This is a genomic window from Pseudodesulfovibrio sp. JC047 (assembly GCF_010468615.1).
Taxonomy (GTDB): Bacteria; Desulfobacterota; Desulfovibrionia; order Desulfovibrionales; family Desulfovibrionaceae; genus Pseudodesulfovibrio.
Genome location: NZ_WUEH01000008.1, coordinates 117,724 through 130,710 on the forward strand (window position 1 = coordinate 117,724; position 12,987 = coordinate 130,710).

The window sequence follows — 12,987 nt, forward strand, 5'->3', positions numbered from 1 at the left end:
CCAGGGAATGTGCCTTCGAAATAGAATGTGAGGAATATCACAACCTACCCGAACTGCCAAGCTAAAAACTGCTCCAAACCAAGAAAAGGACGAAAAGACACATGCCGACCATCAAGATGGCATACGCACGTTTCACTCGAAGAGCCATCAAGCCGCCAAGCGAGGCAGCAACCCACAGGTGTGTCCAAGTGACATCAATAGAGGAAAGGAATCCTGGATATACAGAAAAAATAAACTGCAAACAGTATTTTATGAGGAGTATTGCCGCCAAAAAAGAAAGACCGGAATAAAGAAAAGAACGCACCATGGATTTCATGATGAGTGTGCCAGGAACGTTCGATTTTTCGGGATTTCTTGTCCAATTCAACAATTGGTTATAGCTCACCTGTTCTTGGTCACGGATGATCATTTCGACTTTTGTTCCGAGCCAGGCCAGCGGCATACTTGCGAATAGCACCCCCATGATACGCGCAGGATGCTCCAATCCAAAATATGTTGTCAGGGACAACGCCGCGAAACTGGCCGCAGTCAGGTGCGGCGGAATAAATGTTCCGACAGGAAGCAAATCAAGCCATAACAATTCAAAAAATATGGCAATATAAAGACTGGTTGTTAAATCTCCGCTCCAAAGTCCCCAAAAAAAGCCCAGGACAAGCGGCCGTTCTAAAAAGCCTATGCTCAGGGCGTTTCTAAAAAGAGAGAAGAGCGCAAAAAAAAAGCGACAGATGCAAACCAGGTAAATTGTGTATGGATAATCATGAGTCGAACCTCACCTGGACCGGATCATTGGGAACACATCGAAAATCGAGTTTTACCCCTTTCCGATTGAGCATTTTAAGACAATTTTCATCTTCATCGGATAGTGCGACACTTGGAGAAATCTGTTTTTTCCCGGGGCTGTAATGAACATTACCAATATTCAGAACATTAAAATCAAATCCGGCTTCATACGCCCGTCTCGCATCAGCACAACTGGAAAAAAGAATAATGACCTGATCCCCGCCAGGCACAATTTTCGCTAAGGTTTCATGAAGGTCGTCAACATCGACAAAAACGCTGTCGACTGTTTGCGGGATGGCCAAAGACATGATTTCCTGTTGCAAAATGTCATGCGCCAATTCATCATTGGCCACAACAACATGTTTAGCTCCAGTATACGGAAGCCAAGTCTCAATAATCTGGCCGTGAATCAGGCGGTTATCTATACGGGCAAGAATCACGGCAACACCCTATTTTTTCGTTTTTTTTCGCAGCATCGCGCCCGCGACCTTAATTCCCTGGCGGCCAGCATTCTTGACCGCTTCAGCCAAGGCATCCAAATTCATTTTGCGTGACTGTATGGTCGCGACCAGCATCGGCAAATTGACACCGGTGATAACTTCAAGATTTTCTGACTTCATCAGGGAAAGGCTCATGGTGGTTGGAGACCCTCCAAACAAATCCGTCAAGGCGACGACCCCCTTGCCAGTTTCCACTGTCTGAATGGCTTTCCTGACAGCTTCCATGGTCTCATCCACGCTCTTTTCGACATCAACACCCACAGCCAAACAGTTTTTCTGTTCGCCCATGACCATTGTTGCCGCATCCAGCAAGCTTGCTCCAAAAGTGGAGTGAGTCACCAAAACGATGCCGACCATTGCTTCTTTTTTATCAGACTTTACAGCCATCATTTACCCAAGTTCCATATGTCGATGTTCAATTGAAACAGTATACCCTTTTTTCTTCAGGGCCACCAGCACGGACTCTCCAACAGAAACAGACCGATGGCGTCCTCCGGTGCATCCGAGAGCGACAGTCATTCGATATCGTCCCTCATCCGCATAGAGTGGAAGCATATACGTCAGGAAATCCAGAAAACGTGTTTTGAATTCTCCCCCGACCTTGCTGTGAAGTACATAGTCGGCAATGGCCTTGTCTTGTCCGGAAAGCGACCGAAGATTCTCTTCAAAATAGGGATTTGGCAAAAATCGCAAATCAAAGACCAAATCAGCTTCGGACGGAACACCATATTTGAAACCAAAAGAAATAAGATGAACCCGCATTCCGCGCCCGACTTCTTCAATAGCCGACCATTTTGTCTGAACAACGCGCCGAAGGTCATGAATGGAATAATTGGTTGTATCAAGAACCAAAGCTGCACCGGCTCTCACTGGTTCGAGAAGTTCCTTTTCCTGCTCAAGAGCCTGTTCCAATCCAAGATTTCGATATTCCAAAGGATGCGGACGACGAGTCGTCGCATACCGGCGCACCAGTTCACTCATTCGAGCTTCAAGGAAGACAACCTGTGGAGTAATGCCAAGTTCCCTGAAATCATCCAAGACTTGGTCCCATCCATCGACGAATTCAAACTGCCGCAAATCCATGCCGAGAGCCAAGCCACGATATTGCGAATCGAATTTGAGAATAAGATCCGCAATCTTTGGCGAAATTTTCGAGGGCAAGCCATCAATACAGAAAAAGCCCAGATCCTCAAATACATTGAGGGCTGTGCTTTTCCCCGAACCGGAAAGCCCGGTCACAATGATAACGGGAAAAGGATTGGAAGGCGTCACGAAGAAGTCCTTTTTGGATTAAACACTTTTAAGCAGTCCCCACAACTCGTCACGTCCTTCGGCTTCTAAAAAAGAACGACGAAACGTCTCGTCTTTCAACAACCGAGAAATTTGCGCAAGAACTCGCAGGTGAATGCCCACGGCTTCTTCCGGGGCAAGAACAAGGAAAAAGATGGTACATGGCTTCTGGTCAAGGGCATCATATTCGACTCCCTTGAGACTTCGACCCACAATAACATGCATGGCATCGAGGCCATCCACTTTGCCATGAGGGATGGCAATGCCATCACCAATGCCGGTGGTCCCCAGCTTTTCACGTTCGAGAAGGACACGAACCGCGAGGTCCGTGTCCATCTCTGGATATTTTGCGCCCAAGGGGGCGATAAGTTCTTTCAAGGTATCCGATCGTGTTTCGGATACTATTTCGGGAAGGACACAGTCCTTCGCCAGGTAATCACCAAGTTTCATTTTCTAGTACCCAGGATCAATAAGACCATAATCGCCATTTTTTCGTTTATAGATGACATTAAGGCCTTCAGTTTCGGCATTACGGAACACCAGGAATTCATTTTCAAGCGCATCGAGTTGCATGGCGGCTTCATCAACAGACATCGGTTTCGGAACATATTCGTCAGTACCGACAATGGTGGGCGCAGAATCACTCGGCATATCCTCATAAGAAAGGACATTCATGTGGACCATCTTGTTTCCACGGCCCTTTTTCGAGCGACTTTTCATTTTTTCACGCATCTTCCGCAGCTGAGCTTCCAACTTGTCCAACACCATGTCAATGGTGGAATACATGTCTTCCGAAGCTTCATACGCGGAGATATGAATGCGATCCGAGTTCAAAATGACGTCCGCCTTGTGGCGAAATTTATCGACCAGCAGGTTGACCTGCAAATCGGCTTCCGAATCGGAAACGTATCGTGCTACCTTTTCAAACCGCTTCTTAGCGTATCCTTTGAGATGATCGGACGGCTCAAAGTTCTTGAAAGTGAAGCTGATGTTCATACGTTGCCTCCTTGTTTTGAGTGCGGCAAACAGGATTAGAAATACTGCTTGCGTTTTGAAGAAGACGGAATGCCCATGGCGGAACGGTATTTTGCAACAGTGCGTCGGGCGATATTAACCTCGAGTTCTTCCTTGAGAATATCACCAATCCGTTCATCGCTTAAAGGTTTTTTCGAGTCTTCATCTGCAATCATTTTCTTGATGAGCGCCTTGACGCTCTCTGAACCCACTTGTGACCCATCGTCCAAATCCAAGGCTGAGTTGAAAAAAAACTTCAGCTCATAAATGCCATGTGGAGTCGAAACATACTTACTCGTGGTAATCCGGCTCACGGTGGATTCATGCATCTCGATATCTTCGGCGACCTCCTTGAGGATCAATGGTTTGAGTTTTGTCACGCCTTCTTCAAAAAAATCTCGTTGAAAACCGACAATACTCTCAACCACTTTGTACAATGTTCTCTGACGCTGGTACAGACTTTTCATCAGCCATGCGGCAGACCGCATTTTTTCTTGAAAATATTCTTTTTCTTTGTGTGCGGCCCCTTTCATGGAATCCATATAAAAGGCGTTCATCTGTAATCGTGGCAATCCGTCTTCATTCAAAATGATGATGAAATCGTCACCATACTTGTACACGAAGACATCCGGGCTGACATAATGCGGCTCGGTGCTGGAAAAATTGGTCCCGGGCATAGGGTCAAGCGTTTGCATTAAATCCAGATAGGACTTGAGATCTTCCATGGAAATCTTGAATTTACGAGCCAAAGGCTTATACCGATTCTTTTCGAGATCTTCCAAATGGTCGGTGACAAGCGAAACAAGAACGGGATCGTCATATCCTAAGACATCCATCTGAACTAACAGACATTCCTGTGGCGTTCGTGAAGCGACCCCGACAGGATCAAGTCGTTGGATCCGAAGAATGGTTGATTCAATGTCTTCGCTGGACGCGTCAACCATGGATTGCAGATCCTCGGTGGAGGCCTGCAAATAACCATTTGAATCAAGATTACCGAGAATCATTTCACCGATCGCAATTTCCTGTTCGGTAAAATTGGAAAGCCGCATTTGCCAATTGATATGCCCCTCAAGAGAGGGCTTCGAAGCGAGACGAGCCTCGAAAGACATCCCTTCTTCGGGGATTTCGGCGTCGCGACCAGTGGCCTGTTTTGAAGTGCTGGAAAATTCTCCCAGGTAATTTTCCCAGTCGGCATTACGAACCAACTCTTCTTCAGCCTGGGATTCGGTCAACGTTTCCGACGCATCAGCAACATCAGCTTCCGTTTCCTTTTCATCAAGAAAAGGATTTTCCAGAAGTTCCTGCTGAACAGTTTCAAGCAACTCCAGACGAGAGAGTTGCAGCAATTTAATGGCCTGCTGCAACTGTGGTGTCATGACCAATTGCTGAGAAAGCTTGAGTTGTTGTCTAAGTTCCAATCCCATAATGTATTTCTCGAAAGGCTAATAGAGTCTTGTTTGATCCACCGGGTTCAAAGCAGGTTCCGGTTCTCCCTTTATGATTCTGATTTAAGTATGTCACACCTACGACAACGAAGCAAGGAGATTGTTATAACCTGCCGTTACTATTCATTATATAGTGGCATTGAAATAGCATGAAAAAGTGTACCAACGATTGGGTACACTGTAAATCGAGAAAGCGTAAAAGTTGAAACGCGGGAATTACAGGCTGAAGTCCTCGCCAAGATAAATCTGTCGTGCACGACTGTTTTGAACAATTTCTTCAGGCGATCCTTCAAGAATAACATTGCCTTCATACACAAGGTATGCCCTGTCACAAATGTTCAACGTCTCACGCACGTTATGATCGGAAATCAGAATACCGATTCCCATACTTTTCAAGACTGAAATAATTTCTTGAATATCAATGACCGCGATGGGGTCAATCCCTGCAAACGGTTCATCCAAAAGGATAAATTGTGGATCAAGAATCAAAGCCCGTGCAATCTCAAGCCGACGACGTTCTCCACCAGACAAAAACATGGCAGCCTGATCGGCCAATTTCGTGATGGTAAACATCTCCATCAATTCATTGGCCCGGGCCATTTGCTTTTTGGCAGACAATGAAGTCTGTTCAAGGATGATTTCCAAATTTTGTCGGACAGTTAGCTTTTTGAAAATGGAACTTTCCTGTGGAAGATAACTCACTCCCATTCGAGCCCGTTCATGAAGCGGTTTTTCCGTCAAATCTATGCCGCTCAAAGTCACATTGCCGGTATTTGGCTCGACAATGCCCACAAGCATATAGAATGTCGTTGTCTTTCCCGCGCCATTCGGACCGAGTAGCCCTACAACCTCTTGAGGATTCAGCTCCAGATTGATGCCGTGCACGACCTCTTTTTGGCCATACCGTTTGGAAAGATTTGTCGCCCGGAGTCCTTTTTCCATTTATTGCACCTTCATGTTGCCAGGTGTCATGAAAATAGCCTTGACCCGTTGCCCGGTTCCACCCACCACTTCAGATCGATTGTCTTTGATATCAAATTTGATAATTTCGCCGGTCAGACTATTAGGACCGTCCTGCAACAAAGGGTTCTGCTCCATTTGCAACATTTGTTCTGTGACAAAATACGTGAGTTTGCCACAGGTACCTTCCGATGTACCTTTCTTGGCTTTGACATTTCCCTCTGCAATGATGCGATCAACACTGTCCGCGGTCAATTTCTTGCCGGTTTTGGAAGAAAGATATGCAGACAAGGAATCGGCCCACAACGTAAGTTGTCCATGCTCGGCAACAACATTCCCCACAAACGAAACAACCTTTCCGGTCTCGTCATACGTCATCCGGTCAGAAGTAATTTTGACCGGCATTTTGCTTGGATCGATTCCAATTTTTGAGGCATCTTCCCGAGGTGCCGCGACAACGGGGGCCTTGACCTTACCCTCTCCTTTTTCCGTGGAAGAAACGGTTTGAGCCTGTTGTTGTTTTTCAACCTGAGACAGCACGGTCTCTTCAACTGGCTCCAAGAATTTGATATTGGAATATCCTATGGCTTTTTTCTTTTCCCGAACCGCTTCGGTGGGATTAAAAACTGCTGCCCATCCATTTTTGATAAAATCAACTTTGACCCGTTGTCCTTTGGTCAAAGTCAGCACATGCTCACTCGCTTTGTCAGGACGTTCCCGGACATTGAGATTAACAGTGGCTTCTCGAAGCTCTCCCCATTCCCCAGCCTGGACCGTAGAAGGGAAAATCAACAATGCCACCCCAAAAAATAGGGCCAATATATCTCGTTTTGTCATGAACGACTCACTCCTCATCTTCATCCGGCAAATTGGTATCGAACCCTTCGGGGGCAAGCAAAGCCGTCACAGCTCCGGCAGCCACAAGCTGTCGAGTCACAAGATCAATTTCCAGGGCCGTGGCCTGAATGGTCAAATCTGGACGACGAACTGTCACCCCGCCCTTGAGATACACTTTATCGATTGCACCAACATAATCAAGTTGCTGCGCATCCAGGGCCAGTGTCCCGAATCGTCCGGAAACATTATCATACAATGTCAGATTGTCATTGGCCTGATCGACTTCTCCACGATCAGACCGGACATAGACTTCTTTACGATCCGTGCCCAAAAAAGCCGTCAACTGCGGCGTTTCGACACCGATCAACCCTCTTTCCTGATTATATTTTGCCGTTTTTGCGAGCAATTTCCACGTCAGGCTTCCCTGTTTACCTTGAACAAGTTCAATGTCCTTGGCAACGACATTCGCTTCTTCCAGCAAACGTTGGCGTGATTTGGAACCTTCTGTCTGCAAGGCCTCGTGCTCGATAATCGGATCAGCAAAAAAAACAGCGTTGATCGTCAGCCCGGCAACAAGACCAATGGCAAAAATCAAAAGAATTATGAGCGTAGGACGCCGTTTCATTACTTGATCCACTGCTGCAATGCCGCGTCCTTGAGGCCCCGGGCTTCGAGGATGAACATAATGGCTTCTCTGACAGCCCCTTCTCCTCCAGCACGGGAAGCAACCCAATCCGCCGCTTCAATGGTTTCAGAAACAGCATTGGGCACACTCATGGCCAAACCGACAGTACTCATGGCACCAAGATCAATCCAATCATCGCCCATAAAGGCAGCTTCAGAGACTGAAATCCCAATACTTTCACATATTTCTTGCACCAAAGGTGCCTTATCATGCTTCCCTGCATAATAATGCGTGATCCCCAATTCCCGAACCCGTTTTTCAACAGGTTTTTGATTGAGTCCCGTGATTACCGCAATTTCAAGTCCTACGGCTTGCGCCAATTTTATGCCCAATCCATCCTGAACATGAAATCGTTTCATGATGAATCCCTGGTCGCCATAATACAGGCCACCGTCAGTTAGGACACCATCGACGTCAAGAATCAAGAGCTTGACGTTTTGTGCGAGCACTGCCGCGCTATCCTTCACGGTTCAACTCCCACAAGGCTTTCAAACGCACTAAAAGTTTTTCAACAGTGCTGAGATGCAGGCTGTTCGGCCCATCACATAACGCATTATCCGGATCGGGATGCACTTCCATGAACACGCCATTGGCCCCGGCCGAAACCGCAGCCGAAGCGAGAATCGCGACATACTCACGCTGTCCACCAGACATTCCGCCCAACCCACCGGGCAATTGCACCGAATGAGTGGCATCCATGACCACAGGAACTCCAAAGCTCTGCATCTGCGGAATGGATCGCATATCCACCACCAGATTGTTATACCCGTATGTGGACCCACGTTCCGTTAACCAAACCTGTTCGTTGCCTGAAGCGCGGACCTTTTCCACCGCATTTTTCATGTCCCACGGGGCCAGGAACTGCCCCTTCTTGATATTGATGACCCTGCCGGTTTTTGCGGCAGCAACAAGCAAATCGGTTTGACGACATAAAAAAGCCGGAATTTGAATGACATCAGCGACTTCGGCAACAGGCGCGGCCTGCTCTGGATGATGGATGTCAGTCACCACAGGCAAGCCTGTGATTTTCTTGACCTCTGCGAGTATTTCCAACCCTTTTTCCATGCCTGGACCGCGAAAACTTGTCACGGACGTCCGGTTCGCCTTATCAAAAGAACTTTTGAAGACGAGTGGAAGATCCAGTTTTGCTGCCAATTCCGCTAATGTACCCGCAGTTCGGAGCACAATTTCCCGGCTTTCGATAGCGCAGGGTCCGGCCAGAATAAACGGGCCGGACCGGCTGGTTTGGTACAAATTGACCATAGATTATTTTTTGCCCTTCTCATCCTTGGCTGCTTTGATAAAATCACGGAACAACGGATGCGGATTCATGGGATTGGACTTAAATTCCGGATGGAACTGACACCCCAAAAACCACGGATGATCCGGAAGTTCCACAATTTCCATGAGCGATTCATCCGGTGCTGTCCCGGACAGAACCATACCGTGCTCTTCAAACTGCGGGATGAATGCATTGTTGTATTCAAAACGATGCCGGTGGCGTTCATTAATTTTTTCAGTTTTATACGCAGCATACGCAACCGTGTCTTTTTTCAATTTACACGGATAAGAACCAAGACGCATGGTGCCGCCTTTTTCAGAATCTTCACACCGAGTTTCCGTTTTCTTGGTCCGGAAATCATACCATTCTTTCATCAGATAAATGATATTGTTCGGCGTCTTGGAATCAAACTCTTCGGAGTTGGCATCTTCCAGACCGATAACATTTCTGGCGAACTCGATACAGGCGCACTGCATGCCGAGGCAAATTCCAAAGAAAGGCACCTTGTTTTCACGAGCATACTGAATGGCGAGAATCTTTCCTTCCACTCCACGAGCACCAAAACCACCAGGAACCAGGATACCATCCAGGCCTTGCAGTTTTTTCTCGACATTCTTGGCATTCACTTTTTCAGAATTCACGTACTCCAGTTCAACGGCGACCTCATTGCCAACACCACCGTGGATCAACGCTTCATGCAGGCTCTTGTATGCTTCTGTCAAATCGACATATTTACCAATAATACCAATCTTTACCGAGCCTTTGGGATTGTACAGGGTGTGGACAAGATTCACCCACGGAGACAATTCAGCATTACGTGCAGGTAACTTCAACAAAATAGCAATTTTCTGGTCAACGCCCTGTTCATAAAAATGCAGCGGCACTTCGTAAATGGATTTGACGTCTTCACTCGTAAAAACAGCGTCTTCGTCAACATCACAGAACAACGCGATTTTGCGTTTCAAATTGTTTTCGAGTTTTTCTTCCGAACGACAGATGATGATATCCGGCTGAATACCGATACTCCGCAATTCCTTGACCGAATGCTGCGTGGGCTTGGTTTTCAGTTCGCCAGCGGCTTTCAAATACGGGACCAAGGTCAGATGGATATACAGGACATTTTCCTTACCCAAATCGTTCTTGAGTTGGCGGATAGCCTCAAGGAAAGGTTGCCCTTCGATATCACCGACGGTTCCACCGATCTCGATGAGAACGACATCCTCGCCGTTGGGCAGGTTGATAACCGCTTCCTTAATCGCATCCGTAATGTGAGGGATGACCTGTACCGTGCCGCCAAGGTAGTCGCCACGACGTTCTTTCTGAATAACGGAATTATAGATTGAACCTGAGGTGTAGTTATTCTGCTGGCTCAATGCGGTACCGAGATACCGCTCATAGTGGCCGAGATCGAGATCGGTTTCCGCGCCGTCATCCGTGACGTACACTTCACCGTGCTGAAAAGGATTCATCGTTCCAGGATCAACATTAATATATGGATCGAGCTTCTGAATTGTCGCCTTCAAACCACGTGCCTGGAGAAGCGCGCCAATAGATGCGGCGGAAAGTCCCTTGCCCAGAGATGAGAGAACACCGCCGGTAATAAATATGAATTTGGTTTTCATACGAAAAAAAGCCCCTTCTTTCTGCTTGAATTATCTGAATATATTATGATCAACCTTCTGCATCGATCATGTTGACTGTCGTGCGCCGGACACGTATGTTCCTTGCCCAACACTGCACTGCTCTGCAAAGTATGCAAGGTAGTACGACAAAGTCAATACGAAGAGGAGAATTTCATGGCGCGCGTCAATGCACTTGTCATCACAGGATACGGTACCAACTGCGAAAAGGAATCCGCTTATGCGCTCAAGCAGGCGGGAGCAGCGACTGCCGATATCGCCTATTTTTCCGACCTTGCCGCAGGCCATGTGCGCATGGATAAATACAATTATTTGTTGTGCCCCGGTGGTTTTCTCGACGGAGACGACCTGGGTGCCGCACAGGCTGCCGCACTTCGCTGGCGTTGGTCAAATGATGCGGACGGCAAACCGGTTTTAAACCAGCTCAAAAGTTTTTTTGACAACGGCGGTATCATACTCGGTATTTGCAACGGTTTTCAACTTTTGTGCAAATTGGGATTGCTTCCGGCTCTCGGTGGCAAATATTTCGAACGACAGGTCTCTCTTTCCTATAATGACTCAGGTCGATTCGAAGATCGTTGGGTCCGACTCAAAACGAATCAGGCATCCCCATGTGTCTTTACCAAGGGGATAGACATGATCGACGTCCCGATTCGTCACGGTGAAGGAAAAATCATCCCCATGGATGAACCGACCTTTCAGGCGTTGCAGGCAGAAAACCTGATCGCCGTGCAATACGTTCATCCCGAAACTGGCGAACCGACCCAGGAATATCCGTATAATCCGAATGGCTCACCACTCGGCATTGCGGGTCTCACCGATCCGTCAGGACGCATCCTGGGTCTCATGCCGCACCCGGAAGCATACAATCACGTCACCAACCATCCGTCATGGACTCGGGGTACTGACCCGAACATGCCGCTTGGTCTGGCCATGTTGGAAGCTGGTGTTAAATATCTGGCCGACCAATAGGTCCACGATTTCCATGTCACAACGAATTCCTCCTGAACCACCGACCGGCATACGCTGGCGTTCGCTTATGGACGTGGCGTTTCAGGAGGCGTGCAAGGCCGCCCATATGGGGGAAACGCCCATTGGCGCGGCCTTGTTTGACATGGATGGGACGCTCATTGCGAGTGCGCACAACCAGCCCATTTCCCGCCTCGATCCCACCGGACACGCCGAAGTGTTGTGCCTTCGCAAGGCCGCGCAAAAGAAACAGAATTATCGCCTGACGAACACCATCATGGCCGTCACGCTTGAACCCTGCCTGATGTGTACCGGCGCACTGATTCACGCCCGTGTGCAAGGGGTTATTTTTGCCGCATTCGACACACGGGCCGGTGCGCTGGTTTCAAATCTGAATGGCTGCGCCCTGCCCTTCACGAATCATTCGCTGTGGACCGTTCACGGCGTCATGGAAGAAGAGTGCAGCACCCTCCTCAAACGATTTTTCCTTGAACGTCGAAAATAGATTCCCTTCTTTACAAGTCTGAAATGCGCCTTATTGTTTCTCCTCCACCAATTTTTTTCAGGAGTTGAACCAATGAAGATAGCACTTCCGACCCGAGACGGGCGTATTGACGATCATTTTGGTCATTGTGACCATTACACTATTATGACGTTGGATGATGATAAAAACATTATCCAGAAAGAGCGCATGGATTCGCCGGAGGGATGCGGTTGCAAATCCGACATCGCCCCGATTCTGGCCTCAAAAGGCGTACAAGTCATGCTTGCAGGCAATATGGGCCAAGGCGCGGTTAATGTGCTTCAGGCGAATAAAATTGAAGTCATTCGAAGCTGTTCCGGCCCGATCGAGCGCGTTGTCCAGCAATGGCTGGCCGGAGAAATCAAGGATGAACTCATTGTTTGTACGCACCACGATTGCGGCAATCACGCATAAATCGGGTCTTTCGACAAAACATTTCAATAAGATCGGCAAAAAGTCTTGCCAGTCGGGCCGAGTCTGTTTATAAACCATTTCCACTTCGGGCAAACCGAGGCTGAATCACGGAGAGGTAGCGAAGTCCGGCCGTAACGCGCTCGACTCGAAATCGAGTTATGGGTCAAACCATACGTGGGTTCGAATCCCACCCTCTCCGCCAGCATTCTCAAGGGGTTACGTGTTAACACGTAACCCCTTTTCTTATGTCTTTTATGGGAAAATATGCAAAAAAATATGCAATTGGTCTAAAAAAGTCCTTTTTCTCATTGCACCCATTTATTGCACCCATGAATCGGGCATACTTACTCTTTTTTTCTCTTCGGCCACGCCGTCTTGACCGCTTCCACATGCACTGCCCACGTCCCGTGATACAGCATATCCATTTGCTCACCAATCGGCCCGTAGGCTGCTTCCCTAATCTCCGACCACCCGCCAGATTTGTACCAGTCGGTTGTTTTGAGCCAGTTCAAAGTTACCTCGGAAGCAGAGTCTGGAAGTTCCGATATACAAATTTTTGCGACATCAAGGTCGTCCCACAGCTTGAGATGCTGGATATATTCCGCCTTGCCCTTGCCGATCACACGAATCAAATTGTCAAACATG

At 47.8% G+C, this 12,987-nt stretch carries 17 protein-coding genes and 1 tRNA gene; 4 read left to right on the top strand and 14 right to left on the bottom strand.

Annotated elements, in window-relative coordinates:
• Nucleotides 1-61 precede the first annotated feature (61 nt).
• The 13 genes from GO013_RS07160 to GO013_RS07220 form a co-directional block, all read right to left on the bottom strand.
• Entirely contained in the window at nucleotides 62-742 is a 681-nt protein-coding gene (locus GO013_RS07160) for a PTS sugar transporter subunit IIC (protein ID WP_343219546.1), read from the bottom strand.
• A 13-nt stretch (nucleotides 743-755) separates the two neighbouring features.
• Entirely contained in the window at nucleotides 756-1,220 is a 465-nt protein-coding gene (locus tag GO013_RS07165; RefSeq protein ID WP_163809625.1) for a PTS sugar transporter subunit IIB, read from the bottom strand.
• A 9-nt stretch (nucleotides 1,221-1,229) separates the two neighbouring features.
• Nucleotides 1,230-1,670 (bottom strand): PTS sugar transporter subunit IIA, encoded by a 441-nt coding sequence (locus tag GO013_RS07170; protein WP_343219543.1) that lies wholly within the window; start codon nucleotides 1,668-1,670, stop codon nucleotides 1,230-1,232.
• A complete protein-coding gene (rapZ, locus tag GO013_RS07175; protein WP_163809626.1) occupies nucleotides 1,671-2,552 on the bottom strand; it encodes an RNase adapter RapZ in 882 nt (293 codons plus the stop codon).
• Between the two features lie 18 nt (nucleotides 2,553-2,570).
• Nucleotides 2,571-3,020, bottom strand: a complete 450-nt coding sequence (locus GO013_RS07180) for a PTS sugar transporter subunit IIA (RefSeq protein ID WP_163809628.1) — start codon at nucleotides 3,018-3,020, stop codon at nucleotides 2,571-2,573.
• Nucleotides 3,021-3,023: 3 nt separating this feature from the next.
• Nucleotides 3,024-3,566 carry a ribosome-associated translation inhibitor RaiA gene (gene raiA / locus GO013_RS07185; RefSeq protein WP_163809630.1) on the bottom strand — a complete coding sequence of 181 codons (543 nt, stop codon included), beginning with the start codon at nucleotides 3,564-3,566 and terminating at the stop codon, nucleotides 3,024-3,026.
• Nucleotides 3,567-3,601: 35 nt separating this feature from the next.
• A complete protein-coding gene (gene rpoN / locus GO013_RS07190; protein WP_163809633.1) occupies nucleotides 3,602-5,011 on the bottom strand; it encodes an RNA polymerase factor sigma-54 in 1,410 nt (469 codons plus the stop codon).
• Nucleotides 5,012-5,248: 237 nt separating this feature from the next.
• The gene (lptB, locus tag GO013_RS07195; protein ID WP_163809635.1) at nucleotides 5,249-5,974 is read right to left on the bottom strand and encodes an LPS export ABC transporter ATP-binding protein; all 726 of its coding nucleotides are present in this window, start codon (nucleotides 5,972-5,974) and stop codon (nucleotides 5,249-5,251) included.
• A complete protein-coding gene (lptA, locus tag GO013_RS07200; protein ID WP_163809637.1) occupies nucleotides 5,975-6,829 on the bottom strand; it encodes a lipopolysaccharide transport periplasmic protein LptA in 855 nt (284 codons plus the stop codon).
• A 7-nt stretch (nucleotides 6,830-6,836) separates the two neighbouring features.
• Nucleotides 6,837-7,454 carry an LPS export ABC transporter periplasmic protein LptC gene (gene lptC / locus GO013_RS07205; RefSeq protein WP_163809638.1) on the bottom strand — a complete coding sequence of 206 codons (618 nt, stop codon included), beginning with the start codon at nucleotides 7,452-7,454 and terminating at the stop codon, nucleotides 6,837-6,839.
• Nucleotides 7,454-7,981: an HAD hydrolase family protein gene (locus tag GO013_RS07210; protein WP_163809640.1), complete on the bottom strand. Its 528-nt coding sequence runs from the start codon at nucleotides 7,979-7,981 to the stop codon at nucleotides 7,454-7,456. The genes lptC and GO013_RS07210 overlap by 1 nt, the downstream gene beginning before the upstream one ends.
• Nucleotides 7,971-8,777: a 3-deoxy-8-phosphooctulonate synthase gene (gene kdsA / locus GO013_RS07215; RefSeq protein WP_163809642.1), complete on the bottom strand. Its 807-nt coding sequence runs from the start codon at nucleotides 8,775-8,777 to the stop codon at nucleotides 7,971-7,973. Before kdsA ends, GO013_RS07210 begins: the two co-directional genes overlap by 11 nt.
• A 3-nt stretch (nucleotides 8,778-8,780) precedes the next feature.
• Nucleotides 8,781-10,418: a CTP synthase gene (locus tag GO013_RS07220; RefSeq protein WP_163809644.1), complete on the bottom strand. Its 1,638-nt coding sequence runs from the start codon at nucleotides 10,416-10,418 to the stop codon at nucleotides 8,781-8,783.
• 174 nt (nucleotides 10,419-10,592) lie between these two features.
• Between GO013_RS07220 and GO013_RS07225 the strand changes: the two genes are divergently transcribed.
• The 4 genes from GO013_RS07225 to GO013_RS07240 all read left to right on the top strand — a co-directional run bounded on the left by GO013_RS07225 (nucleotide 10,593) and on the right by GO013_RS07240 (nucleotide 12,544).
• Entirely contained in the window at nucleotides 10,593-11,408 is an 816-nt protein-coding gene (locus GO013_RS07225; protein WP_163809646.1) for a phosphoribosylformylglycinamidine synthase subunit PurQ, read from the top strand.
• A gap of 13 nt (nucleotides 11,409-11,421) precedes the next feature.
• A complete protein-coding gene (locus GO013_RS07230; protein ID WP_239057777.1) occupies nucleotides 11,422-11,910 on the top strand; it encodes a nucleoside deaminase in 489 nt (162 codons plus the stop codon).
• A 72-nt stretch (nucleotides 11,911-11,982) separates the two neighbouring features.
• Complete coding sequence (locus GO013_RS07235) at nucleotides 11,983-12,342, top strand: NifB/NifX family molybdenum-iron cluster-binding protein (RefSeq protein ID WP_163809648.1); 360 nt, start codon at nucleotides 11,983-11,985, stop codon at nucleotides 12,340-12,342.
• Nucleotides 12,343-12,451: 109 nt separating this feature from the next.
• Nucleotides 12,452-12,544, top strand: a tRNA-Ser gene (locus GO013_RS07240).
• A 142-nt stretch (nucleotides 12,545-12,686) separates the two neighbouring features.
• Here GO013_RS07240 and GO013_RS07245 read toward each other — a convergent pair.
• On the bottom strand, nucleotides 12,687-12,986 hold the full coding sequence (locus GO013_RS07245; protein ID WP_163809650.1) for a hypothetical protein: 300 nt from the start codon (nucleotides 12,984-12,986) through the stop codon (nucleotides 12,687-12,689).
• Nucleotide 12,987: the final 1 nt, after the last annotated feature.